This window comes from Stenotrophomonas sp. TWI809 (assembly GCF_039673205.1).
GTDB lineage: Bacteria > Pseudomonadota > Gammaproteobacteria > Xanthomonadales > Xanthomonadaceae > Stenotrophomonas.
The window spans coordinates 111,366-136,562 of record NZ_JBDJLE010000002.1; the positions used below are offsets into that span (position 1 = coordinate 111,366).

21 protein-coding genes are annotated in these 25,197 nt (G+C 67.8%); 15 read left to right on the top strand and 6 right to left on the bottom strand.

The features are described from left to right. Positions 1–33 precede the first annotated feature (33 nt). The 4 genes from ABE472_RS02215 to ABE472_RS02230 all read left to right on the top strand — a co-directional run bounded on the left by ABE472_RS02215 (position 34) and on the right by ABE472_RS02230 (position 4,233). A complete protein-coding gene (locus tag ABE472_RS02215; protein WP_123731196.1) occupies positions 34–1,092 on the top strand; it encodes a LacI family DNA-binding transcriptional regulator in 1,059 nt (352 codons plus the stop codon). A 178-nt stretch (positions 1,093–1,270) separates the two neighbouring features. Then, positions 1,271–2,119 (top strand): 5-dehydro-4-deoxy-D-glucuronate isomerase, encoded by an 849-nt coding sequence (gene kduI / locus ABE472_RS02220; protein ID WP_346465305.1) that lies wholly within the window; start codon positions 1,271–1,273, stop codon positions 2,117–2,119. A 66-nt stretch (positions 2,120–2,185) separates the two neighbouring features. Further along, a complete protein-coding gene (gene kduD / locus ABE472_RS02225) occupies positions 2,186–2,941 on the top strand; it encodes a 2-dehydro-3-deoxy-D-gluconate 5-dehydrogenase KduD (protein ID WP_019184096.1) in 756 nt (251 codons plus the stop codon). Between the two features lie 179 nt (positions 2,942–3,120). Continuing rightward, positions 3,121–4,233 carry a GDSL-type esterase/lipase family protein gene (locus tag ABE472_RS02230; protein WP_346465307.1) on the top strand — a complete coding sequence of 371 codons (1,113 nt, stop codon included), beginning with the start codon at positions 3,121–3,123 and terminating at the stop codon, positions 4,231–4,233. Positions 4,234–4,368: 135 nt separating this feature from the next. Here the strand turns inward: ABE472_RS02230 and phhA are convergent, their stop codons facing one another. Next, positions 4,369–5,265 carry a phenylalanine 4-monooxygenase gene (phhA, locus tag ABE472_RS02235; RefSeq protein ID WP_346462817.1) on the bottom strand — a complete coding sequence of 299 codons (897 nt, stop codon included), beginning with the start codon at positions 5,263–5,265 and terminating at the stop codon, positions 4,369–4,371. Between the two features lie 127 nt (positions 5,266–5,392). Between phhA and ABE472_RS02240 the strand changes: the two genes are divergently transcribed. Continuing rightward, positions 5,393–5,875 carry an Lrp/AsnC family transcriptional regulator gene (locus ABE472_RS02240; RefSeq protein WP_313210595.1) on the top strand — a complete coding sequence of 161 codons (483 nt, stop codon included), beginning with the start codon at positions 5,393–5,395 and terminating at the stop codon, positions 5,873–5,875. Positions 5,876–5,982: 107 nt separating this feature from the next. Here ABE472_RS02240 and ABE472_RS02245 read toward each other — a convergent pair whose 3' ends face one another. Continuing rightward, on the bottom strand, positions 5,983–6,978 hold the full coding sequence (locus ABE472_RS02245) for a patatin-like phospholipase family protein (protein ID WP_313219817.1): 996 nt from the start codon (positions 6,976–6,978) through the stop codon (positions 5,983–5,985). Positions 6,979–7,217: 239 nt separating this feature from the next. On the opposite strand from ABE472_RS02245, the gene ABE472_RS02250 reads away from it, so the two are divergent. Then, positions 7,218–9,485 (top strand): TonB-dependent receptor, encoded by a 2,268-nt coding sequence (locus ABE472_RS02250; protein WP_313210599.1) that lies wholly within the window; start codon positions 7,218–7,220, stop codon positions 9,483–9,485. 217 nt (positions 9,486–9,702) lie between these two features. On the opposite strand, the gene ABE472_RS02255 is transcribed toward ABE472_RS02250, so the two are convergent. Beyond that, complete coding sequence (locus ABE472_RS02255; protein ID WP_313219818.1) at positions 9,703–10,551, bottom strand: phosphatase PAP2 family protein; 849 nt, start codon at positions 10,549–10,551, stop codon at positions 9,703–9,705. A 303-nt stretch (positions 10,552–10,854) separates the two neighbouring features. On the opposite strand from ABE472_RS02255, the gene ABE472_RS02260 reads away from it, so the two are divergent. Both ABE472_RS02260 and ABE472_RS02265 read left to right on the top strand, forming a co-directional pair. Then, complete coding sequence (locus ABE472_RS02260; protein WP_313210650.1) at positions 10,855–11,688, top strand: hypothetical protein; 834 nt, start codon at positions 10,855–10,857, stop codon at positions 11,686–11,688. Between the two features lie 11 nt (positions 11,689–11,699). Next, entirely contained in the window at positions 11,700–12,908 is a 1,209-nt protein-coding gene (locus tag ABE472_RS02265) for a DUF4785 domain-containing protein (RefSeq protein ID WP_346465310.1), read from the top strand. 10 nt (positions 12,909–12,918) lie between these two features. Here the strand turns inward: ABE472_RS02265 and ABE472_RS02270 are convergent, their stop codons facing one another. Further along, complete coding sequence (locus ABE472_RS02270) at positions 12,919–13,749, bottom strand: ATP-binding cassette domain-containing protein (RefSeq protein ID WP_346462767.1); 831 nt, start codon at positions 13,747–13,749, stop codon at positions 12,919–12,921. 150 nt (positions 13,750–13,899) lie between these two features. Between ABE472_RS02270 and ABE472_RS02275 the strand changes: the two genes are divergently transcribed. The 6 genes from ABE472_RS02275 (at position 13,900) to ABE472_RS02300 (ending at position 21,554) form a co-directional block, all read left to right on the top strand. Continuing rightward, entirely contained in the window at positions 13,900–15,102 is a 1,203-nt protein-coding gene (locus ABE472_RS02275; protein ID WP_123730986.1) for a fatty acid desaturase, read from the top strand. Between the two features lie 3 nt (positions 15,103–15,105). Continuing rightward, a complete protein-coding gene (locus tag ABE472_RS02280; RefSeq protein ID WP_346462766.1) occupies positions 15,106–15,483 on the top strand; it encodes an EF-hand domain-containing protein in 378 nt (125 codons plus the stop codon). A 74-nt stretch (positions 15,484–15,557) separates the two neighbouring features. Next, on the top strand, positions 15,558–16,370 hold the full coding sequence (gene mutM / locus ABE472_RS02285; RefSeq protein ID WP_346465311.1) for a bifunctional DNA-formamidopyrimidine glycosylase/DNA-(apurinic or apyrimidinic site) lyase: 813 nt from the start codon (positions 15,558–15,560) through the stop codon (positions 16,368–16,370). Positions 16,371–16,435: 65 nt separating this feature from the next. After that, positions 16,436–16,999: an ECF-type sigma factor gene (locus ABE472_RS02290; RefSeq protein WP_088435324.1), complete on the top strand. Its 564-nt coding sequence runs from the start codon at positions 16,436–16,438 to the stop codon at positions 16,997–16,999. 30 nt (positions 17,000–17,029) lie between these two features. Then, positions 17,030–19,873 (top strand): protein kinase, encoded by a 2,844-nt coding sequence (locus tag ABE472_RS02295; RefSeq protein WP_346465313.1) that lies wholly within the window; start codon positions 17,030–17,032, stop codon positions 19,871–19,873. Between the two features lie 79 nt (positions 19,874–19,952). Next, complete coding sequence (locus ABE472_RS02300) at positions 19,953–21,554, top strand: glucan biosynthesis protein D (protein ID WP_346465315.1); 1,602 nt, start codon at positions 19,953–19,955, stop codon at positions 21,552–21,554. Here ABE472_RS02300 and ABE472_RS02305 read toward each other — a convergent pair whose 3' ends face one another. Both ABE472_RS02305 and ABE472_RS02310 read right to left on the bottom strand, forming a co-directional pair. After that, positions 21,555–22,175: a thymidine kinase gene (locus ABE472_RS02305; protein ID WP_313210619.1), complete on the bottom strand. Its 621-nt coding sequence runs from the start codon at positions 22,173–22,175 to the stop codon at positions 21,555–21,557. 47 nt (positions 22,176–22,222) lie between these two features. Continuing rightward, positions 22,223–22,912: a hypothetical protein gene (locus ABE472_RS02310; RefSeq protein ID WP_313219821.1), complete on the bottom strand. Its 690-nt coding sequence runs from the start codon at positions 22,910–22,912 to the stop codon at positions 22,223–22,225. A 162-nt stretch (positions 22,913–23,074) separates the two neighbouring features. On the opposite strand from ABE472_RS02310, the gene ABE472_RS02315 reads away from it, so the two are divergent. Next, positions 23,075–25,051 carry a UvrD-helicase domain-containing protein gene (locus tag ABE472_RS02315; protein ID WP_176990295.1) on the top strand — a complete coding sequence of 659 codons (1,977 nt, stop codon included), beginning with the start codon at positions 23,075–23,077 and terminating at the stop codon, positions 25,049–25,051. Positions 25,052–25,197 lie beyond the last annotated feature (146 nt).

The following is a 25,197-nucleotide window of genomic DNA, read 5'->3' on the forward strand; positions in this document are numbered from 1 at the left end:
AGAATCCCTTGACTCATCCCCGGTTTGAACGACATGTCATTGCGCAGCAAAACCGATCCGTCGCCGCACGGATTGACCAAAGGCAAGGCCGCCACGATCAACGACATCGCGCGTCTTTCCGGGGTATCGAAGAAGACCGTCTCGCGCATCATCAACAACTCGCCGCTGGTGCGTAAGGACACGCGCGAGAAGGTTGAGGCACTGATGCGCGAGGTCGGTTACACGCCGGACCCGCTGGCCCGCGGGCTGGCATTCCGCCGCTCGTTCCTGATCGGTATGGTCTACGACAACCCGACCGCCCAGTACATCGTGGACATGCAGTACGGCGCGCTGGATGCGCTGCGCGGCTCCAGTTTCGAGCTGGTCGTGCACCCCTGCGATTCGCGCAGCCCCGGGTATATCGACGGCGTGCGCCGTTTCGTGCAGCAACAGAAACTGCACGGCGTGATCCTGGTGCCGCGTGCCTCTGAAGACCAGGCGCTGGTGGACATGCTCGATGAGATCGGCTGCCGCTTCACCCGGATCGCCTCGCTGCCGCTGGACGAAACCTCGCAGATGGTGGTCACCCACGACCGCGACGGTGCCGCCGAAGCGGCCGATTACCTGCTCTCGCTGGGCCACCGCGATATCGCCCTGGTGACCGGCCCGAGTGCGTACCGCTCGGCGCACGAACGCACCGCCGGCTTCATCGATGCCCTCGCCAAGCGCGGCATCGAGCTGCCCCCGGCGCGCATCGTCGAGGCCGGCTATACCTTCGAATCGGGCGTGGCCGCCGCCGAAAAGCTGCTGCTGGGCAAGCAGCGCCCGACCGCCATCTTCACCGGTAACGATGAAATGGCCGCCGGTATCTACAAGGTCGCGCTGCGCGCGGGCATCAACATTCCGCGCCAGCTCTCGATCATCGGCTACGACGACAGCCCGCTGGCCTCGCGCCTGTGGCCGTCGCTGACCTCGGTGCGGCGCCACACCCGCGACACCGGCCGCACAGCGGCCGCGATGCTGATCCAGCCCGACGGCCAGGCGGTGATGCAGCACGCCAGCGTGCGCCCGCACCTGATCGTGCGCGACTCCTGTCAGCCCCCCGAGGATTGACGCCCCGGGCGTCAATCCTCGGCGCCTCCCCCTGTCCTGTCGCCTCCCGTCCCGACCCCGTCTGCGGGCCACCCGACCTATCGTGCGCTGCAAAATGACACCGGTTTACCAACTGGCTACAATCACCTGAAATCGTGCCGGGGCCGACGCATCGCCCCACCCCTGCTCTGGAGACGCCATGTACTGCAAGACCCATTACGCCACCCATCCCGACGCCATCAAGGGCGCCAGCAATGACGACCTGCGCGACCTGTACCTGCTCGACGGTCTGTTCAACGCCGATGCGGTGACCCTGAAGTACACCCACTACGAGCGCTTCGTGCTCGGCGGTGCGGCCCCGGTCACCGGCCCGGTCTCGCTGCCCAAGCAGACCGAACCGGCCTCGGCCGCCGGCCATGCCTTCCTGGAACGCCGCGAACTGGGCGTGATCAACGTCGGCGCCGGCAGCGGTACCATCACCGTGGACGGCACCGTGTTCACGCTGGGCCCGAAGGATGGCCTGTACGTGGCCATGGGCAGCGAAGACGTGGTGTTCGCTTCCGATGACGCCGCCAACCCGGCGCAGTTCTACCTGGCCTCGACCCCGGCGCACGCGCGCTTCGAGACCAAGGCGCTGTCGATCAAGGACGCCGTGGCCCTGGACCGTGGCGCGCTGGAAACCAGCAACGAGCGCACCATCTACCAGTACATCGTGCCGGCCACCTGCCAGTCCTCGCAGCTGCTGCTGGGCCTGACCGTGCTCAAGCCGGGCAGCGTCTGGAACACCATGCCGCCGCACCTGCATGACCGCCGCAGCGAAGTGTATTTCTACTTCGATCTGGGTCAGAACGACCGCGTGTACCACTTCATGGGCGAGCCGGACGCGCAGCGTCACATCGTCATCCAGAACAACGAAGCCGTCGTGTCGCCGCCGTGGTCCATCCACATGGGCGCCGGCACCAGCAATTACGCCTTCATCTGGGCGATGGGCGGCGAGAACCTGGATTACACCGACATGCACGTGCTGGACATCTGCCAGCTCAAGTGACCCCGACGCGCCGCCGGCATCGCGCCGGCGGCGTCTGTTACGCATTGGACAAGGACTACATACGCAATGGCTAATCCGTTCAGTCTGGAAGGCAAGGTCGCCCTCGTCACCGGTGGCAACACCGGCCTGGGCCAGGGCATCGCGGTCGCATTGGCGCAGGCCGGTGCCGACGTCGCCGTGGCCGGCATCGCGCCGCCCACCGAGACCATCGCCAAGATCACCGCGCTGGGCCGCCGCTGCCTGGCGATCGAAGCGAACCTGATCAGCATCGAGCCGGTCGAGCGCGTCATCCGCGAAACCATCGAAGGCCTGGGCGGCCTGGATATCCTGGTCAACAACGCCGGCCTGATCCGCCGCGCCGATGCCGTGGAGTTCAGCGAGCAGGACTGGGACGACGTGATGAACGTCAACATCAAGTCCGCGTTCTTCATCTCGCAGGCCGCCGGCAAGCATTTCATCGCCCAGGGCCGCGGCAAGATCATCAACATCGCCTCGATGCTGTCCTTCCAGGGCGGTATCCGCGTGCCGTCGTACACGGCCAGCAAGAGCGGCATCGCCGGCATCACCCGTCTGCTCGCCAACGAATGGGCCAGCAAGGGCATCAACGTCAACGCGATCGCCCCGGGCTACATGGCGACCGACAACACCGCCGCGCTGCGCGCCGACGAGGACCGCAACAAATCCATCCTCGATCGCATCCCGGCCGCGCGCTGGGGCACCCCGGAAGACCTCGGCGGCACCGCCGTGTTCCTGGCCTCCAGCGCCTCGGACTACGTCAACGGCGCGGTCCTGCCGGTTGATGGCGGCTGGCTCGCCCGGTAACACCATCGCTATGCGCTGGCGCTCCCACGATCTGCGCTGCAGATCGTGGGCCCCGGGCAATCTTTGCATCCAGACCCCCCACCGCTTCGCGGTCGCCCCCTGACTCAGGGGGCTTTCCACCAGATGCACGCCGGTAGTGCCGGCCGCTGGCCGGCAGCTCTCCACCCAGGAGCATGACCATGCTGCGTTTGCTGTTGTCCCTGTTGTCCCTGTCGTTCCTGCTCGCGGCCCCCAGCGCGCTGTGTGCCCCACACCGCATCTTCATTGCCGGGGATTCCACCGCCGCCGCGTACGGCCCGGAGCGCGCGCCACAGGCCGGCTGGGGCCAGGCCCTGCAGAGCTATCTCGATCCCGCTGTGTGGGAGGTCCGCAACCACGCCAAGGGCGGCCGCAGCACGCGCAGCTTCATCGATGAGAAGCGCCTGGATGCGATCGCCGCCGAGCTCCAGCGCGGGGACGTGCTGCTGATCCAGTTCGGCCACAACGATGCCAAGTTCGAAGATCCCACCCGCTATACCGATCCCGCTACGGCGTACCCGCAGTTCCTGATGCGCTACGTGCAGCTGGCCCGCGACAAGGGCGCCACGCCGGTGCTGATCACCCCGGTGGCGCGGCTGCTGTACGACTTCGGTTCGCTGCTGGACACGCACGGTGTGTACACCCAGGCGGTGAAAGCGCTGGCGACCCGCGAGCAGGTCGCGCTGATCGATCTCAACGACAGTTCCACGCGCTGGATCCGCGGGCTGGGCGAACAGGGCGCCAAGCCGTATTTCATGTTCGTGCCCGAGCAGAACAAGGCCGATGGCACGCACTTCAGCGTGGCCGGTGCGACGGCGGTGGCGTGCCTGGTGATGCGCGACTGGCTGGCGTTGCAGCCTGACCTCACGTCGGCGCTGAAGCGCGATATCGACTGCGAGGTGCGCAGTGCGGGGCAGGGCGGTGAGGCCGCCAAACCCTCGCGCGTGGTCCACGAGCGTGACATCGCGGTGACCCAGCCCGGCCCGCATGGTGGAGCGGGGCCGACCACGGCGTATCCGTTTTTCGCCGAAGACACCGACCTGCCGTTCGTGCTTCGCAAGCGCGTGCTGCACAAGGGGGCCGGCATCGGCCTGCACCCCCAGCACAAAGACGAGATCTACTACATCGTCAGCGGGCAGGGCAGCTACGTGCTGGATGGGAAGCAGTACGACGTGGCGGCGGGGGATGCGCTGCTGACGCGAACGGGCAGTTCGCATGCGCTGCAGCAGGTGGGGGAGATGGATCTGGTGGTGCTGCTGGCGTATCCGCGGTAGAGCCGACCGTTGGTCGGCTGCTCCAGCTCCACGGCATCCGCCGCATCGTGGCTCGAACGGCAGCCGACCAACGGTCGGCTCTACCGATCGCACAACGGTCGGCTCTACCGATCACACAACGGTCGGCTCTACCGATCACACGTCGCCGCCGTCTTCCCAGCCTTCGCCGGTGCCCTTCTGGAACACCGTGTCGCTGGCCTGCACCTCACCGGCGGGCAGATGGTCCTTGGCTTCCAGCGCGGCATAGATCGGGGTGAAGTCCGCCGCGGTCGCGGCCATCAACTGCTCGAAGCTGTCGATGACGAAGTAGGTTTTCTGGAAGGTGTCGATGCGGTAGCGGGTGCGCATGATCCGCTCCAGATCGAAGCCGATCCGGTTCGGCGCCGCCGACTCCAGCGAGTACAGCGATTCGCCCTTCGAGGAGACGATGCCGGCGCCATAGATGCGCAGGCCTTCCTCGGTGTTGATCAGGCCGAACTCCACCGTGTACCAGTACAGGCGGGTCAGGTGCTGCAGCGCTTCCGGGCCGATCGCATGCGCCTTGACGCCGCCGCGGCCGTAGGCGGCCATGTAGTCGGCGAACACCGGGTTCATCAGCAGCGGCACATGCCCGAACAGGTCATGGAACATGTCCGGCTCGGCGATGTAGTCGATCTGGTCGGGGCGGCGGATCCACCACGTCACCGGGAAGCGGCGATTGGCCAGATGGTCGAAGAAATCCAGTTCCGGCAGCAGCCCCTCCACACCCACCAGGGTCCAGCCGGTGGCGGCGCCCAGCACCTCGTTGAGCTGGTCGAAGCGCGGGATCATGTGCGCGCTCATGCCCATCTCGTCCTGCGCGTGCAGGAACTCCTTGCTGGCGCGGCCCTCCAGCAGCGCACGCTGGCGCTGGTACAGCGTGCTCCAGGTGGCGTGGTCGTCGGCGGTGTAGCTGTCCCAGGGCTGTTCCACGATGGCGGTGGTATAGACCGGCACGTATCCCTTGTCGGTCTGCTGGTGTTCGACGCGGCGGGGGGCGGTGGCGGTTTCCATCGTGGTGGTCTCCTGGGAAGTCATCTGTCGATGCTAGGGCAGGGCGCGCGCAAGAGGTTTGCAAAGTTGCGCGGATATGGCCTGTTGGCGCAATATCATTGCGTCCACCTCATGTTGCGGGGCAGCAATGGCCGGAGATACCCAGTTCGACCGCACGGATCTGCGCTTGCTGGCCGAAATCCAGCAACACGGCCGCGCGACCAACGCCGAGTTGGCCGCACGGGTGAATCTGTCTCCGTCGGCCTGCCTGCGGCGCGTCCAGCGGCTGGAAAGCGAGGGCGTGATCGCCGGCTATGGCGCCCGCCTGGAGCCGCGCCAGATTGGCCTGGGCCTGCAGGCCTTCGTCCGGGTGCAGCTGGAGAAGCACGACCAGCACGCCATCGGCGTGTTCGCCGACAGCGTGCTGAACTGGGATGAGGTGGTGGCCTGCCATGCGCTCACCGGCGACATGGATTACCTGCTGCACATCTACGTGCGCGACCTGGAGCACTTCTCCAGCTTCCTGCTCGACAAGCTGCTCAATGCCGCCGGCGTGGCCGACGTCAATTCCAGCTTCGTGCTGCGCACGGTGAAGGATTTCCGCGCGCTGCCGTTGTCGCAGTTGGAATGACGCGGATCGCCCTCGCGACCGCACGGTAGAGCCGACCATTGGTCGGGTTCGTGGAGACCAGAGCCAGGAGCAGCCGACCAACGGTCGGCTCTACCGGTGGCAGGGCTTCAGCCCTCGCACTTTTCCTTGCGCCCCATCAGCTTGCCCACGCGCGAGGGCTCATCGCACTTGGGCGGCGGGGGCGGGGCCAGCGCGGCCGCACGCGCCTTCTGCAGTTGCTGGACCTTGGCGCGGATCTGCGGCATCGCCGCCATCGCGGCCTTCTCGCCTTCCAGGATCGCGTTGTTGCGCTGGCCGAAATCGGCGGCGCCGATGTCCAGCACCTTCGGCCGGATGATCACGTCCGCGCGCGCCAGTTCCTGCTCGCCCAGGCGCTGGCCCATGATCGAGATCGACTGGTTGACGATGCCGAGCATGCCGGTCGGCGCCTTGCCGCTGGCCTTGCTGGAGATGTCCACGGCGATCACGATGTCCGCGCCGAGCTGGCGCGCCGCATCCACCGGCACCGGGCTGACTACGCCGCCGTCGATGTAGTTGTACTTGCCGATCTTCACCGGCTCGAACACACCGGGGATGCTGCTGGAGGCGCGCACGGCCTGGCCGACGTTGCCCCGCACGAACACGGTGCGCTCGCCGGTTTCCAACTGGGTGGCGACCGCGGCGAAGGGCTTGCTCAGCTTTTCGGCGGGACGGTTGTCGACCTGTGCGTTGACGTAGTCCTGCAGCTTCTGGCCTTGGACCAGGCCGCCGGAGAACAGGCGCACGTCGCGGATGCTGGCTTCATCCAGGGCCACCGCCTTGGACTGCATCTGGAACGCGTCCATGCCGCTGGCATACAGCGCGCCGACCACGCTGCCGGCGCTGGTGCCGGACACCACCACCGGTTCGAAGCCGTTGGCCTCCAGCATCTTGATCACGCCGATATGCGCAAAGCCCTTGGCCGCGCCGCCGCCCAGCGCGATGCCGATCTTGACCGGCTTGGCCGGGGTCACCGGCACAGCCGCCGGCGGCGGGGTCGGGCGCACGGGGTCACCGCCGCAACCGGCCAGCAGGCCGAGCAGGGCAACGGACAGCGTCAGGCGGGTACGGCGCAGTGAAGTCATCGGCGTGGCAACTGAATGGGCATCAAGGGGCGCCAGCATACCGAAGCGATGGCGCGCCCGGCAGAACAGCCGGGCAGGGCATTCAGGCCATGACCGGGGAGGTCAGGCCGCGACGGCCGTCACAACGCGCGTGCCCGGGAGGGCGTAATGAATAGCGGTTGTTTGCGGCTCTGTTGCTGTACTGCAACAATTGTCTGGTAGCGCCGGTCCACCACCCCTCCCAACACAGCCTAAACGCCATGTTCCCGAACCGCACTGCCCACGGCCGTTTCCCGTCCGTGCACCCGCTCGTTGTCGCCCTTGCCGCCCTGCTGCCATTGACGGCCGCAGCCCAGGACGCCCCCGCCGCCAAGGATCCGGTCGCCCTCGATACGCTGCAGGTCACGGCGCAACGCCGCGTCGAAAACGCCAAGGACGTGCCGGTCTCGATCTCGGCCATCCAGGGTGAAAAGCTCGACGTGCTCGGTTCGGCCGGCGATGACATCCGCTTCCTGTCGGCGCGTGTGCCCAGCCTGAACATTGAATCGTCCTACGGTCGTGCCTTCCCGCGGTTCTACATCCGCGGCCTGGGCAACACCGATTTCGACCTCAATGCCTCGCAGCCGGTCTCGCTGGTGTATGACGACGTGGTGCAGGAAAGCCCGCTGCTGAAGGGCTTCCCGCTGTTCGACCTGGCCGGTGTGGAAGTGCTGCGCGGCCCGCAGGGCACGCTGTTCGGCCGCAACACCCCGGCCGGCGTGGTGAAATTCGATTCGGCGCGTCCCTCGCAGGATGCCGACGGCTACATCAAGGTCGCCTACGGCAGCTACAACACCTGGAACACGCAGGGCGCCTACGGCGGCCCGTTGACCGACCGCTGGTCGGCGCGCGTGTCCGCGCTGTACCAGCGCCGCGACGACTGGGTCACCAACACCCGCCAGGGCGCCCCGGCGCAGGGCTTCGAGGGCTATGACGAAGCCGCCGCCCGCGTGCAGTTCCTGTACGAAGGCGACGATGTCGAAGCGCTGTTCAACCTGCACAAGCGCAAGCTCAACGGCACCGCGCGCCTGTTCCGCGCCAACATCCTCAAGCCGGGCACCAACCAGCTGGTCGAGAACTTCGACCGCGATGAAGTCTCCACCGATGGCCAGAACTTCTCCGACCTGGAAACCTGGGGCGGCAGCGCGCGCCTGAAGTGGGATCTGGGCCGCGTGACGCTGCACTCGATCACCGGTTACGAGACCGCCGAATCGCTGAACCACGGCGACATCGACGGCGGCTACGGTGCCAGCTTCCTGGGCGCCGGCAACTACGGCCCGGGCAACATCCCGTTCGCCTCCGAATCGGCCGATGGCCTGCCGCACCACCGCCAGTGGACCCAGGAATTCCGCGTGGAATCCAATGAGTGGGGCCGCTTCGACTGGCAGGCCGGCGTGTTCTACTTCGATGAAGATGTCACCATCGACAGCTTCAACTACGACTCGCTGACCCCGGGCAATCCGCAGACTGGTCACGCCGTGCAGCAGCAGCGCAACAAGGCGTGGGCCGCGTTCGCCTCCGGCGATTTTGACGTGACCGAGCGCTTCAAGCTGCGCGGTGGCGTGCGTTACACGCAGGACAAGAAGGACTTCAGCGCCAGCGTGCTGCAGGCCGTGCCGTTCGGTACCCCGGTCAGCGGCCCGTACATCGCCAGGACCGACGTCAACGACGTCAGCTGGGACCTGAGCGGCGTCTACCAGATCACCGACAACCTCAACGCGTATGCCCGCGTGGCCAAGGGCTTCCGCGCGCCGTCGATCCAGGGCCGCCTGGCCTTTGGTGGCGTCTCGCAGGCCGATTCGGAGAAGGTGATCTCGTACGAGGCCGGCATCAAGGCCGACCTGTTCGATCGTCGCGCGCGCCTGGGCTTCAACGTGTTCCGCTACAACGTTGATGGCCAGCAGCTGATCGCCGTGGGTGGCACCAACAACACCGCGACCCTGCTCAATGCCGACAAGACCCTCGGCCAGGGCGCCGAGCTCGACTTCGAAGCCTACCTGACCGACCACGTCCTGCTGACCCTGGGCAGCAGCTACAACGACACCGAGATCAAGGACAAGGATCTGGCGGTGGCGATCTGTGGCGGCGGCTGCACCATCACCGACCCGACCACGGTCATCGATGGCGGCACTTACGCACTGGTCAACGGCAACCCGCTGCCGCAGGCGCCGAAGTGGATCCACAACCTGACGTTGCGCGCCGGCTTCCCGGTCAACGATGCCAGCGAGTTCTACGTCTACACCGACTGGGCCTACCGCAGCGAAGTGAACTTCTTCCTGTACGAGTCGCCGGAGTTCCGCAGCCGCTCCTCGCTGGAAGGTGGCCTGCGCCTGGGCTACAACTGGGATTACGGCCAGTACGACGTGGCCGTATACGGCCGCAACCTGACCGACCAGGTCCGCGTGGTGGGCGCAATCGACTTCAACAACCTGACCGGCTTCCTCAACGAGCCGCGCACGTTCGGTCTGGAGTTCACCGCGAAGTTCTGATCCACGTCATGCGGTAGGTGCCCACCGTGGGTGGGCACGCCCCTGAAACGAAAACGGCGCGGAGAAATCCGCGCCGTTTTTCGTCCTGCGAGGTAGAGCCGACCGTTGGTCGGCTGCCCCAATCCCGTTACAGCTCTGCTGTCTGTCGATCGGCGCCGTGAGGAGCCGGCCAGCGGCCGGCACTACCAGCAACGCAACTCCACCGACACGCGCTGTCTTACAACGCGCTGGCCGGCCGCACCTTCAACACCGCTTCTTCAGCCGCACAATCCCGTGCCGAATGCAGCCCCGCCTTGCGTGCCGCCACGATTTCCTTGCGTGCAGCCAGCAGGTCGCTGTTGAAGGCGGCATTGTCATGCAGGCGTGCCACAGCAGCGGCACCCATGAAACGGCCCTCCAGGATGTCGCTCTGCCAATGCACGTTGCAGACCAGGCGACTCTCGCCGTAGTTGCGGCCGCGTGCCTGGATCGCATCGGCGCGGTCCGGGGCGATCTCCGAGAGGATCAGGGCCCAGGCCCAGCCGATCGAGGTGTGGCCGGACGGATAGGAGCCGTTGCCGCGCAGGTCCTGCTCGTCTTCCGGCGAACAGGTCGGTTCGTTGTTGACCATGAACGGCCGCGCGCGCTGGTAGTGCTTCTTCGCCGTGCGGGTGGCCGCGCTGGCATCGATCCGGCTGCGTTCGAGCAGGCGGTACAGGGCCGGCGTCTTCACCGCATCCACGTCGACATCGATCGCGCACGAGAACTGGTTGGCACCGGCCGGGAAGGCGAGTTCGGCGTCGCGGTGGGCCTGTTCGAAGCGCGGGCTGCCGCGCAGGGCACGGGCTTCACGGCTGACCTGTTCGTCCAGTGCGAAGCTGGCCGAACCGGCGGCCGGCGGTGCCGGTACCAGTGCCAGGCTGTCCGGCACGGCCGTGCTCTGCAGGTAGCCGACCGCCTTGGTGGTGACCGAGGCTTCCACCGCCGTGGTGCGCGGTGCGGCCGTTGACGAACAGCCGGCGAGGGCGGCGAGCAGGGCGGTCACCAGCAGCGGGCGAACGGCAGCAGAGCGCAGGGACGACGACATCGGCAGTTCTCGAAGAGGGGGAGCCGCATGATCGCAGCTTCCTCTGGCAACGACAGCGGCCGTTCGTCATCCGGCCAGATCCGGCATGGCCGTGCCCCGGATGACGGAAACCCGCGACTGGTTCACGGATTTCATGGGTCGCACGACATAGCGTCATCGCAGGCGCCATCGATCGTCATATCTCCATGGATATATGCACCCCATGGCAACGCGGCAGCGCCGTCATCAGGGGGATCACCTGCAAGGAGACAGCGGATGCGAAGCAACGCGGGAAGGTGGGGTGGCGGTCTCGCCCTGGGTCTGATGCTGGCGTGCGGCACCACGCACGCGGCCGATGTGGTGGGCGTGGCGTTCGTGCACGGCACCGGCAAGCAGACCGATGCACGTACGGACTACTGGCAGCCGGGCATCATCGACACCGTGCGCCAGGGGCTGCCCAACAGCAGCAACTACACGGTCATCAACTGTGATTTCGAACAGTACATGTGGACGCCCGAGGCGGCGGGTTGCCTGGCCGGGCAGCTGACCACCTTCATCAACAGCAAGGGCATCACCAAACTGGTGGTGATCACCCATTCCAACGGCGGCAACGTGGTGCGCTGGATCCTCTCCAACCCCACGTATGACAGCCGCTATCCGAAGATCATCCAGACGGTCAGCAAGGTCACTGCGCTGGCGCCGTCCTCGGCCGGCACGCCACTCGCCGACGCGGTGCTCAACGGCAACGTGTTCGAAACTTCGGTGGGCTGGCTGCTGGGCTACAAGAGCGATGCCGTGCGGCAGCAGCAGGTGGGCCACATGGCCACCTACAACGCGCAGAACCTGTACGGCACCGCCGGCCGCCCTGCGTTGCCCAAGCCGTTCCGCGCCGTGGTCGGCTCGGATGTGGAATCGGCGGTGTGGGACAGCAACAGCTACTGCGGTGGCTATGCGCAGAACGTGGGCCTGGAGTTCACCCAGAACTGGTTGAACAGCTGCTCGGATGGCTTCCTGGAGTGCAGCAGCCAGAAGGCGGCCGGTACGACCTGGTTCACCGACACGCAGCGCACCCGGGGCGCCGAGCCGCTCAGCCACAACCAGAGCCGGCGCGAATGCTTCGGCCTGGGCACGATCCTGCGCAACGACCTGACCCTGTGAGGAGCCTCCCGATGATGCGACAGACGACGATCGCGGTGGCCCTGCTCGCCGCCCTGGCAGCCTTGCCACTGCAGGCGGCACAACCGTTGCTGGCCGCCCGCGCCAGCGACCAGGTCCCGCGTGCGGTAGAGCGTGCGCCCCTGCCGGCCGGACCGGTGGAGCAGGCACCGCTGAGCTTTGCGTGGGCGCTGGATCCCGCCCAGGCACTGGCCGCTGCGCCGGCCTTCATGGCCAGCAGCCGCAGCTACTGGGAGATGGTGGACGCGCCGGCGCTGCAGCAGGGCCTGGCCTTGCCGCTGACCGCGCCCGACGCGGTGATCCAGCTCAGTCCGGTGCAGGGCGCGCGTGCGCTGGATACCACCCAATGGCAGGTGCGTGACCCGGCCGGTGCGCTGGCGGTGGCCCAGGTGGTCGATGAGCAGCAACTGCGCGCGGCCGGGATGTCGGTCGGCACGGGCACGGCCATGGTCCGCACGGGCACCACATCGGCGGTCGGCAGCTACCGGCTGCAGAGCACACAGGCCCAGGGCCGCTACGTGGTGCAGGTGCTGGAACCCAACAGCCCGATCGCCCTGCAGCTGCAGGCGAGCAGCGAACGGGTGCTCGCCGGGGGCACGCTGGCGCTGAGCGCGCGTCTGGTCAACGACGGTGGCGCGGCTGCGGCACGGCCCGCCCGTGCCAGTACGCGGCCGCTGCCGGCCGTGGGCGAGGCCCTGCTGGTGGCGCCGGATGGCCGCAGCTGGCCGGTGCCGCTGGTCGCCGCCAAAGACGGTCTGCGTGCCCAGGTGACGGTGCCGCAGGACATCGGCACGGCGCAGGGGCTGTGGGAGCTGCAGGCGTTCGTCAGTGCCGACGGCGTGCAGCGCGATGCCAAGGTGGCGTTTGCGGTGGCGCAGCAGACGGCGCGCTTCCAGGGCCAGGTCGAGGCGGATGCCAGCCGCCGCGAGGTGCGCCTGCCGTTGCAGATCGGTGCGCCCGGCCGCTACGAGGCGCGCGGTACGCTGTATGCCACCGGCCCGGACGGGACGCTGCGGCCCGTCGCGCAGGCACACAGTGCGGCGTGGTTCGCGACGGCAGGGGCGGGTGAGCTGCGCCTGCCGTTCGCCAGCGTGGCGTTGCCGAGTGGCTATGCCGCCCCGTTCGAAGTGCGCGACCTGCAGTTGCAGGACCAGAGCCGGATGGCACCGATCGAATCGCGTGCGGTGGCGGTGAGGTTCTAGGCTGCGTGACCTAACCCGCGAACGCACTCAATCGGCCGGCCTGATCCACCACCCGGATCGGGCCGCCGAACAGCTGGGACAACGGTGCATCGCGCAGCAGCTCCGCGCGCGGGCCGTCAGCGAGGATCTTGCCGCCGCGCAGCATCACCACCCGCTCGATCTCAGGGATGATCTCCTCGATGTGATGAGTGACCAGCACCAGGGTGATGCCCTGGCGGGCGAGCTCACGCATGGTGGCGATCAGCTGCTCGCGCGCGATCAGGTCCAGCCCGGTGGAGGGTTCATCCAGCAGCAGGGCCTGTGGGCGGTTCACCAGCGCCCGGGCGATCAGCACGCGCCGGGTTTCGCCGGCCGAGAGTTCGGCATAGCCGCGCTGCAGCAGCGGCAGGGCACCGGTCATGGCCAGGGTTTCACGCGCGCGCTCGCGCATCTCCGGGCTCACCTCGCGGAAGGCCGGCACCACGAAGCTGGCGAAGAAGCCGGTCAGCACCGCCTCTTCCACGGTCAGCCCGGGCATGTCGGAAAGATTGCTGCTCAGGTCGCCGGTGACGATGCCCAGCTGCGAGCGCAGCCGGTCCACCTGCCAGCGGTTCTGGCCGAGCACGCGCACCGCCACCGTGCCATCACCGTGCGCCAGCGGGTACAGCTCGCGGGTGATCAGCTTGATGAAGGACGACTTGCCGCAGCCATTGGGGCCGAGCAGCGCGGTGTGCTGGCCCTGTTCGATGCGCAGGCTGAGATCGTGCAGGACCCGGACCTGGCCGCGGATGACACAGGCGCGGTCGAGCTCGATCAGGGGGACGGGGGAGGCCGGCACCGCCGGTGAGGCTGCGACTGTCATGAATGCGGGGGCATGCTCACGAAGGTAAGGGGAGAACTGAATGACTGCGCAAAAATGGCATCGAAGGGATGAAGTTTGCAACGTCTGGCCCCATCATGTCCGAAGGTATCCCTGTTTCCTTGACGGCCGACTGCGGCCCGGAGTCCTGCGATGTTCGATACGCTCCTCAACTTCCTGACCGGCGGTGTCGTCGGCCTCGGCTGGTGGGGCATGGGTCTGGTGCTGCTGGTGTTCACCCAGCTGACCATCTTTGCCGTGACGCTGTATCTGCACCGCAGCCAGGCGCACCGGGGGGTGGATTTCCACCCGGTGATCGCGCACTTCTTCCGCTTCTGGACCTGGCTCACCACCTCCATGATCACCAAGGAGTGGGTGGCGATCCATCGCAAGCACCACGCCAAGGTGGAAACCGATGAAGACCCGCACAGCCCGGTGACCAAGGGCATCGGCATGGTGTTCTGGCGGGGCGTGGAGCTGTACCGCGAGGCCCGCGCGATGCGCGCGGACATCGAGCAGTACGGCCGCGGTGCTCCGGACGACTGGATCGAGCGTCACCTGTACACCCCGCACGCCAATCTTGGCCCGGTCGCGCTGCTGGTGATCAACAGCGTGCTGTTCGGCCTGCCCGGCGTGGCCCTGTGGGCGATCCAGATGGCCTGGATCCCGTTCTGGGCCGCCGGCGTCATCAATGGCCTGGGCCACTGGTGGGGCTACCGCAACTTCGAATCGGCCGACACCTCCACCAATCTGACGCCGTGGGCGTTCTGGGTGGGCGGCGAAGAGCTGCACAACAACCACCATGCCTTCCCGAGCTCGGCGCGCTTCTCGATGCGCCGCTGGGAGTTCGACATCGGCTGGGCGGTGATCCGCGGCCTGCAGGCGGTGCGTCTGGCCAAGGTGCTGCGCGTGGCGCCGAGCATGGACGTGCGCCCGAACATCGCCGTGCCGGATGCGGAAACCCTCAAGGCCCTGCTGTCGCATCGCTTCCAGGCGATGACCGATTACCAGCGCAACGTATTCGTGCCAGCCCTGCGCGAAGAGGCCGCGATGGCCGGCGCCAAGCTGCGCAAGCTGCTGCCGCGCCGCATGCGCCGTGGCCTGGTCAACGACGGCCGCTGGCTCAAGCCGGATTGCCGCGCCCAGCTCAGCACGTGGGTCGAGCAGCGCCCGCGGATCCGCGTGCTGGTCGAACACCGCGCGCGTCTGGCGGCCCTGCTGGAAGCGCGCGGTAATGACGCCGCCGAGCGCTTGAAGCTGCTGCAGGCCTGGTGCCATGAAGCCGAAGCCAGTGGCATCGCCGCGCTGCAGAACTACGCCGCGCGCCTGAAAGGCTACGCACTGACGGCGCACTGATCGATGCGCTTCCCAACCGGGAACGTCTCCGCGAAACGCCGCCTTGTGCGGCGTTTCGCGTGTGTGGGCCTGGCCGTGGGCCTGCTCGGCGCGACGGCACAGGCGCAGGTCACGGATACCGGCAGCTACCTGCAGCGCATGGACACCGACGGCGACGGCCGGGTCAGCGTGGAGGAATACGTGCAGTGGCTGCTGTACGCCTTTGACCGCATGGACCGCAACGGCGATGGCGTGCTCAGCGCCGATGAGCTGCCCGGTGGCAAAGGCCCGTCGATCACGCGGGAGCAGCAGCGGCAGACGCTGATCCAGCGGTTCCACAAACAGGATGCGAATGGCGACGGGTATCTGAGTGCGCGCGAGTTGGCTGCGCCGCCGCGCTGAACGTCGCGCCCGGACCGCCGCGAGGCAGCGCACTCTCTACCGCGGTTCATCGGGGGACGCCTTAGAATCCCCCCATGCCCGAGCTTCCCGAAGTAGAAACCACCCGTCGCGGCCTGGCCCCGCACCTGGAAGGCCGCAACGTCCACGGCGTGATCCTGCGCCGGCCCGACCTGCGCTGGCCAATCCCGCCGGAGATCAGCACGCTGCTCCCCGGGCAGGCCATCCAGGGCGTGCGCCGCCGCGCCAAGTACCTGCTGCTCGATACCGCCATTGGCAGCGCACTGCTGCACCTGGGCATGTCCGGCAGCCTGCGCGTACTGCCCGGCGACACCCCGGTGCGCGCACACGACCACGTCGACATCAGCCTGGACAACGGCCGCCTGCTGCGCTTCAACGACCCGCGCCGGTTCGGCAGCCTGCTCTGGCAGCCGGCCGGGGAAACCCATGAGCTGCTGGCAGCGCTGGGGCCCGAGCCGCTGGATGAGGCCTTCGACGGCGACTACCTGTTCGCCCGCAGCCGTGGCCGCAGCGCCTCGGTGAAGACCTTCCTGATGGACCAGGGCATCGTGGTGGGCGTGGGCAACATCTACGCCGCCGAAAGCCTGTTCATGGCCGGGATCAACCCGCTGCGCGAGGCCGGCAAGATCTCCCGCGCGCGCTACCAGCGCCTGGCCGATGCGGTGAAACAGATCCTGGCCTACGCCATCACCCGCGGCGGCACCACCCTGCGCGATTTCATCAACCCGGACGGGGCGCCGGGCTACTTCGAGCAGGAGCTGCTGGTCTACGGGCGTGAAGGCGAGCCCTGCCGCCAGTGTGGCCGGCTGCTCCGCCACGCCACCATCGGCCAGCGCGCCAGCGTCTGGTGCGGGCACTGCCAGCGCTGAATCGTCGCGCGCCTGTCGCCTGCCCGGCGGTATAGTCCGCCCAACGTCACCGGCGGGGGTGTGCGATGGACGAAGGACCGGATATCACCGTGTGGCTGGATTCGGCCCGGGCGGGCGACCGCGCCGCGCTCGACCGGGTCCTGACCCTGCTCTATCACGAGCTGCACAGCATGGCCCGCCGGCAGCTGGCCGGGCAGCAGGGGCGCACCCTGGATGCCACCTCGCTGGTGCACGAGTCCTACCTGAAGCTGCTCGGCTCCCGCGGCGCGGCCCGCTTCGAGGATCGCGCGCATTTCTTCGCCTACGCCGCCTCGGCGATGCGCAGCGTGGTGGTGGATTACGCACGCAACCGGCTCGCGCGCAAGCGCGGCGGTGATCTCAAGCGGGTGGAGCTGCCGGAGAACAGCAGCAGCGGCGTGCGTCTGGATGAAGACCTGCTGGCGCTGGATGTGGCGCTGGCCCAGCTGCATGCGGTGGATGCACACCTGGCCAAGGTGGTGGAACTGCGTTACTTCGCCGGCCTGTCCGAGCAGGAGATTGCGGATCTGTGCCAACGCTCGGAGCGCAGCATCCGCCGCGACTGGCAGAAGGCGCGCATGTTCCTGCTGGCTTCGGTCGGGGAACCCTGAAAGGCCACGCATCGTCCGGGGAGAGGACCGATGGAGGCGTCACGCTGGCGGCAGTTGTCCTGCCTGCTGGATCAATTGCTGGAACTGCCCGAACCGGCGCGTGAGCAGCGGCTCGCGCGCCTGCGTGTGGAGGATCCGGGCCTGGCCGACGATGTGGAGCGCCTGCTCGCGCATGAGCGCGACAGCCACGAGTTCCTGGCCCAGCCGCTGTGGACCGCCGCGCCGGAGGACAGCCGGGTGGGCACGCGCGTCGGCCCCTACCGCTTGCTCCGGCCCCTCGGCGAGGGCGGGATGGGCGAGGTCTGGCTGGCCGAGCGCGCCGATGGCCTGTATGAGCGCCAGGTCGCGCTGAAGCTGCTGCGCAGCGGCTACGCCGATCCCGGCCTGCGTCAGCGCTTCAGCCGCGAACGCGAGATTCTGGCGCGGCTGCAGCACCCGAACCTGGCCCATCTGCTGGATGCCGGCGTGGATCTGCAGGGGCAGCCTTACCTTGCGCTGGCCTACGTGGAAGGCGAGCCGATCACCGAGCACTGCCAGCGCCTGGCGCTCCCGCTGGAGCGGCGGCTGCAGCTGATGTTGCAGGTCTGCGCGGTGGTCAGCCATGCGCATGCCAACCTGATCGTGCACCGCGACCTCAAGCCCTCCAACATCCTGGTCACGGCCGAGGGCGACGTGAAGCTGCTGGATTTCGGCATCGCCAAGCTGCTCGACGATGCCGATGGCAAACCACCCGTGCATCCCCCCACCGAAGCGCGGGCGTTCACCCTGCACTACGCCGCGCCGGAACAGGTCCGCGGCGAGCCGGTGTCCACGCTGACCGATGTGTACTCGCTGGGCGTGGTGCTGTTCGAGGTGATCACCGGGCAGAAGCCCTATCGCCTGCGCCGGCACAGCGATGCCGAGTGGGAGCGCTCGATCCTGGAGGTGCAGGCACCGCGCGCCTCGGCCGTCATGGCGCGCGTGGCCGCCGCCGGTGGCGAACAGGCCGGGGCAGCCCGGCGACTGTCGCGGCGCCTGCGCGGCGATCTGGACACCATCCTGCTCAAGGCCCTGCAGAAGGAACCTGCGCAGCGCTACGCCTCGGTGGAAGCCCTGGCCCAGGACCTGCGCCGCTTCCTCGAAGGCCGTCCGATCCACGCGCGCCCGCAGCATGTGGGCTACCGGCTGCGCAAATATCTGGGGCGGCATCGCTGGGGCGTAGCGTTGGGCAGCATGGCCGTGCTGGCGCTGCTCGCATTGGCATTGACTGCGTTGTGGCAGATGCAGCAGGCGCGGCGGGAGATCGCGCGTGCCCAGGCCATGCAGGATTTCACGGTCGGCCTGTTCGATCGCGCCGCCGGCGTGCGCCATGGCAGCTTCGATCTGCGGCAGCTGCTGGCCACCGGTCAGCAACGCGGTGAGGCGGAACTGCGCGATCAACCGCTGTCGCTGGCCGAGCTGGAGGGCGTGATCGGCCGGCTGCGGATCGGCATGGGCGACTACCAGCTGGCGCTGCAGACGCTGGACCGACAACGCGCGCTGCTGGAGGAGGCCGGCGAGGTGCCGCCCACCCTGCAGCTGGAAGCGGTGACCCAGCGCGGCCGTGCGCTGCGCATGCTGGGCCGCTCGCGCGAGTGCGTGACCCACCTCACTCCGATGCAGGCGCTGGCCGCCGAGTACCGCCTGCGGCTGCCGGCGGCCGTGGCCGAGTACCACACCCAACTCGGGCGCTGCCAACAACTTCTGGGGTACCGCGACAACGCCCGCGCCGCCTTCGAACAGGCACAGGTGCTGCGGCGCGATGTACTGCGCGATACCCCCGGCACCTCCGAGAGCCTGGCCGACCTGGCCGCACTGGACAGCGACGATGGCCGCGCCCCGGCGGCACTGGCCGGCTACCGGCAAGCGCTGCAGCTGCTGCAGGCCGGTGACACCGTGCGGTATCCCCAGTTGATCGCGCTGCGCCGGCACATGGGCGAGACGCTGGCTGCGCAGGGCGATCTGGACGCGGCCGAGCGGGCCCTGAAGATCGCCAGTGCCGATGCGGTGGGCATGTATGGGCCGGATCACCCGGAAACCCTGTCGATCCGTCGCTTGCGTGCCCTGCTGGCGATGCAGCGCGGTGATCTTCAGCAGGCCCAGACCCAGCTGCAGCAGGTCCATCACCTGACCCGGCAGGCCCTGGGCGAGCAACACCGGGACACCGGGCTGACCTGGCACGCGCTGGGCCGGTTGGCACTGGAGCGCGGTGACAGGACCGTGGCGATTGATGACTTCGCCCGGGCGGTGGCGATCTGGCGGCAACCCGACTGCGTGGGGCTGCTGCCGCAGGGCCTGTATGACCTGGGCGAAGCCTTGGCCCAGGCGGGGCGCTGGCAGGCGGCGCTGGCTGCCCTGCATGAGGGCCGGCAGTGGCAGGCCGCGCAACGGGGCGACGACGATGCGTCCGTGCAGCAGGCGGATCGGCGCATGGCCGAACTGGTCAGCGCCTACGGCGACCCGCATCAGGCCGGCGAGCAACTGGCGGCGCTGATGCGCCGGGTGGACCGGGCGGGTCCGTCCAGCCCGGCGCTGCAGCGCGCGCTGCAACTGGCCTGGGGCCGCAATCTGGGCCGCATGGGCCAGGCCGTGGAAGCACGCCGCGCGCTGGCCCCGTTGCTGGTGGGCGACGCCGCCGATCAGGGCAGCCGCGTCCTGCGCTGGCGCGCCCGCGCCGCGATGGCGGAGCTGGACTGCACGAGCGCACCGGCGCGTGCGCGTGAGGCGCTGGGGCAGCTGCAGCAGGAGCTGCAGGCACAGTGGCCGCAGGGTGGGCAGCTGCTGCAGGAGGTGAACCAGATGCGGCAGGCATGCGCACCGGCGCAGATCGCGGCCGCCCCTGGGCACGCTGGCTGAACGCCGCCGCGCATTCACCTCGGCGAATTAACGTCTGCGTGCCTATGATGGCCGGCCCTCCCTTGCCATCGCTGCCTGCATGCAACGACGCGACTTCCTCCGCAATGCCTCCGTGGCCCTGGCCGCCTTCGGCCTGCCTGCACTGCCGGCGTGTGCCGCGCAGGGCAACCAGGTCGGCCTGCGCCGGCTGGGCGAGCCGCAGCCGTTCGATTTCGCCTCGCTGAAGGGGCAGGCCCGCGCGCTGTCCCAGGCCGCCTACCAGAGCCACAAGCGCACCCTGCCGGGTCCGGTCGAAGCGCTGGACTGGGATCAGTACCAGTCGATCCAGTACCGCCAGGATCACGCGCTGTGGGCCGACCAGCCCGGTCGCTACCAGGCCAAGTTCTTCCACCTCGGCCTGTACTTCCACTCGCCGGTGCGGATGTTCGACGTGACCGACGGCAAGGCGCAGGAGCTGGCCTACGACGGCGCCGCGTTCGACTACGGCAAGAGTGGCCTGAAGGGCAGCCATCTGCCGGCCGACCTGGGCTTTGCCGGTTTCCGTCTCAACACCCGCAAGGACACCGACCGCGACTTCGCCGCATTCCTGGGGGCCAGCTATTTCCGCGCAGTCGGCAAAGAGGGCCAGTACGGCCAGTCCGCGCGCGGTCTGGCGATCGATACCGGCACGGGCAAGCCCGAGGAGTTCCCGGATTTCATCGCCTATTACCTCGAGCAGCCGGCGGCCGACTCCAACACGCTGGTGGTGTACGCCCTGCTGGATTCGCCGAGCACCACCGGCGCCTACCGCTTTGCGATCACCAACGGCGATGTGCTGCTGATGGACATCGACTGCGCGCTGTACCCGCGCAAGGCGATCGAGCGGCTCGGCATCGCCCCGTGCACCAGCATGTACCAGGTGGGCGAGAACGACCGCCGCATGGCCTGGGACTGGCGCCCGGAGATCCACGATACCGACGGCCTGTCGATATGGACCGGGGCCGGTGAATGGATCTGGCGGCCGCTGTGCAACCCGTACCACCTGCGCTTCAACATGTTCGTGGACAACAACCCGCGCGGCTTCGGCCTGCTCCAGCGCGACCGCAATTTCGATCACTACCAGGACGACGGCGTCTTCTACGAGAAGCGCCCGTGCCTGTGGGTGGAACCGAAGGGGCAGTGGGGCAAGGGCTCGGTGCAGCTGGTCGAAATCCCGACCGTGGATGAAACCTTCGACAACATCGTGGCGTTCTGGAATCCCGAGGCCAAGCCGCAGCCGGGCCAGGAGCTGCTGCTCGGCTACCGCCTGTACTGGGGCGCCGAGCCGCCGGCGCGTACGCCGCTGGCACACTGCGTGGCCAGCCGCACCGGCCTGGGCGGGGTGATCGGCAAGCGGCGCGAGTACTTCTCCTGGCGCTTCGCGGTCGATTTCGAAGGCGGCGAACTGGCCGCGTTGATCGACAAGGGTGAGGTGGAAGCCGTGGTCCAGGTCAGCCGTGGCCGCACCGAGATCGTTTCGGCCCGCCCGCTGCGCGAGATCAAGGGCTACCGCGCCATGTTCGATCTGGTGCCGCCAGACGATTCCACCGAGCAGATCGACATCCGCCTGTACCTGCGCAGTGGCGGCAAGACGCTGACCGAAACCTGGCTGTACCAGTACAGCCCGCCGCCGAAGGGTGCGCCGGAGCGCACGTTGTACTGATCAGAGCGGCAGTGGGGCCTGTGCCGGGTCGATTCTTCCCTCGCCGCGCGTGATCTTCTTGAACTCCGCGCGGCTCACCGACACATAGCGCTCGTTGCCGCCGATCTCCACCTGCGGCCCGTCCTGCACCGCGTGGCCGTGCTCGTCCACGCGCACGGTCATCGTGGCCTTCTTGCCGCTGTGGCAGATCGTCTTGATCTCCTGCATCTCGTCGGCCCAGGCCAGCAGGTACTGGCTGCCTTCGAAGAGCTCGCCGCGGAAATCGGTGCGCAGGCCGTAGCACAGCACCGGGATGCGCATCTGGTCGACCACCTCGCTGAGCTGCCAGACCTGGCTGCGGGTCAGGAACTGCGCCTCATCGACGAGGACGCAGCCCAGCAGGCCGTGCGTGGCGATGTCCTCGGCGATCAGCTGCTGCAGGTCGGTGTCCTGCTGGAACGCGATCCCGTCGGCCTTCAGGCCGATCCGCGAGGCCACTACGCCGCGCCCGGCGCGATCATCCAGCCGTGGGGTCAGGATCGCCACGCGCATGCCCCGCTCGCGGTAGTTGTGCGCCGACTGCAGCAGGGTGGTGGTCTTGCCGGCGTTCATCGCCGAATAATAGAAATAGAGCTTGGCCATGCCGGGATTTTATCCGCTCGGGCGCCCGGGCATGGTGCCGTGTTCATTCAGTCCTGGGAACCGGGTACGGCGGTGGGGATGCCGACCTCGACGCTGCCGGTGCCGATGGTACGCCCGGCGGCCTCCAGTTGCTGTGCCTGCCAGTGCCAGTACTGGTCAGGCTGCCAGTATTCGTCCCGATAGAACACGTCCGGTTCCACGTAACGCTTGCCACGATCATCGCGGACCAGCATGCGCATGCCTCCGACCCAGCCGGTGCGGCTGCCAGTGACCTCAAGCAGGCCACGACGCAGCTCACGCTCCTGTCGGGGCTGGGCGACCGTGTCTCCGAACTCCGCGTACAGGGCTTGGCCTTGCTGCACTGCGCGGGTCTGTTCGTCCGGGGTCAGCGCGGCCCAGTACCGCTCACGCAGCACCAGGAGGAATTCGGTCCCGCGCTCGGCCGCCAGGTCCATCCAGGCATAGGCCAGGGCCCGATCCTGATCGCCGCCCTGGCCGTTCCACCACATCTCGGCAAGCGCGGCCTGGGACAACTTGTCGGCATGGCGCGCGCCGAGCCGGTAAAAGCGCCGCGCCTCTTCGAGGCGGCCACGCGCCTGCGCCTCCTTGCCGAGTTTGCGGTAGCGCAGGTCAGGATGGCTGGCCAGAAAGGTGTGGGTGTCCTGCGCATCCTGCGCGCGCAGGTCCGGCTGACTCGACTGCCCCCACGCTGGCAGCGCGGCCAGGGCGGCGATCATGGTGCATACCCGGCTTGCCTTCCTGACGATTGCCATGCGTCGCGTCCTCTGCGTTGATCGGGACAATGGATACCCCAGCCCCGTGAAGGCGTCAATCCGGCTGGTGGCACGTCGATGCGGGCTGACCAAGGCCCGGTACAATGCCCCTCCCCTGGAGATGGCATGCACGGTCTCAATCCTCCCCAACACGCGGCAGTGATGCACTGCGAAGGTCCTCTGCTGGTGCTTGCGGGCGCGGGCAGCGGCAAGACGCGCGTGATCGTGGAGAAGATCGGCCAGCTGATCGCCAGCAAGCGCTACCCGGCGCGGCGGATCGCGGCGATCACCTTCACCAACAAATCGGCCAAGGAAATGCGCGAGCGCGTGGCCAAGCGCCTGCGCGGTGACGACGCCGATGAAGTGACGATCTGTACGTTCCACGCGCTGGGGCTGAAGTTCCTGCAGATTGAACATGCGGCCGTCGGGCTCAAGCGCGGCTTTTCGATCTTCGATGCCGACGATTCGACCGCGCAGGTCAAGGACCTGATGTACGGGGCCAAGCCGGACGACATCGAGGACGTGAAGAACCTGATCTCGCGCGCCAAGAACGCCGGCCTCTCACCCGAGCAGGCGATGGCCGCGGCGCGCAGCACGCGCGAGAAGGAAGCGGCCAGCGTCTACGAGCGCTACCAGCTGCGCCTGACTGCGTTCAACGCGGTCGATTTCGATGATCTGATCCGCCTGCCGGTGCAGGTGCTGGAAGAGAATCCGGAGATCGCCATCGCCTGGCGCGAACGCATCGGCTACCTGCTGGTCGACGAATGCCAGGACACCAACGATGCGCAGTACCGGCTGCTCAAGCAGCTGGCCGGCAGCAAGGGCAACTTCACCTGCGTGGGCGATGACGATCAGTCGATCTACGCCTGGCGCGGTGCGAACCCGGAAAACCTGCAGCAGATGGCGCGCGATTATCCTGCGCTGGAAATCATCAAGCTGGAGCAGAACTACCGCTGCTCCAACCGCGTGCTGCGCGCGGCCAACGCGCTGATCGCCAACAACCCGCACGAACACCTCAAGAAGCTGTGGAGCGACCAGGCCGACGGCGAGCGCATCCGTGTGTGGGAGTGCCGCAACAGCGAGCACGAAGCGGAAAAGGTCGCGGCGGAAATCTCCTTCCTGGCCACCTCCAAGAAGATTCCGTGGAGCGATTTCTGCATCCTGTTCCGCGGCAATTTCCAGTCGCGGCCGCTGGAAAAAGCGCTGCAGCTGGTGCGTGCGCCGTACCACATCACCGGCGGCACCGCGTTCCTGGAACGGCAGGAGGTCAAGGACACGCTGTCCTGGCTGCGTCTGCTGGTGAACCCGGATGACGATACGGCGTTCATGCGTGCGGTGCAGTCACCCAAGCGCGAAGTGGGTGCCGGCACGCTGGCCAAGCTGGCCGAGCTGGCCTCGGAAAAAGACCTGCCGATGGCGCATGCCGCCGAAGCGATCGGGGCGCTCTCGCAGCTGCCACCGCGCGCGGCCAACGGGCTGAGCCGCTTCACCGATATCCTGCGCGATCTGCGCGCGGAAATGCCCAAGCTCAGCTCCGGCGATCTGGTGCGCAAGCTGGTGAAGGATTCCGGGCTGGTCTCGGACCTGCGCAGTGCGTGCAAGGAAGAGTCGGTCTACCAGCGCCGCCTCGGCAACCTGGAAGAACTGGCGCAGTGGTTCGAAGGCGGCCCGCGGGGTGCCTCCACGGCGGATCTGGCCGCGCAGCTGGCCTTGCTCTCGCGCAACGACAAGGACGACGGCGGCAACCAGGTGCGGATGATGACCATGCACGCCTCCAAGGGCCTGGAATTCCCGTACGTGTTCATCATCGGCTGCGAGGACGGCGTACTGCCACACCAGGTCAGCCTGGACGAAGGCAACCTGCAGGAAGAGCGGCGTCTGTTGTACGTGGGTATCACCCGCGCCAAGGTGCAGCTGTGGATGAGTTACAGCAAGCTCACCCGCAAGTTCGGCGAGCACGTGCGGCTCAAGCCCAGCCGTTTCTTCGATGAGATACCCGCCGAGGAAATGCAGCGCGACGGTGCCGACCCCGTCGCCGACGCTGCGCGCAAGAAAGAGCGCGCCAGCGCGGGCCTGGCCGCGATCCAGGCCCTGTTCGACTGACCCACCGCATGGGTAGAGCCGACCGTTGGTCGGCTGCCCAAAGCGCGTCGGCTGCCGTATCCCCGGCTCGAAGAGCAGCCGACCAACGGTCGGCTCTACCGTGTTCCCGCAGCCGACCAACGGTCGGCTCTACCGTGTTCGGGGCA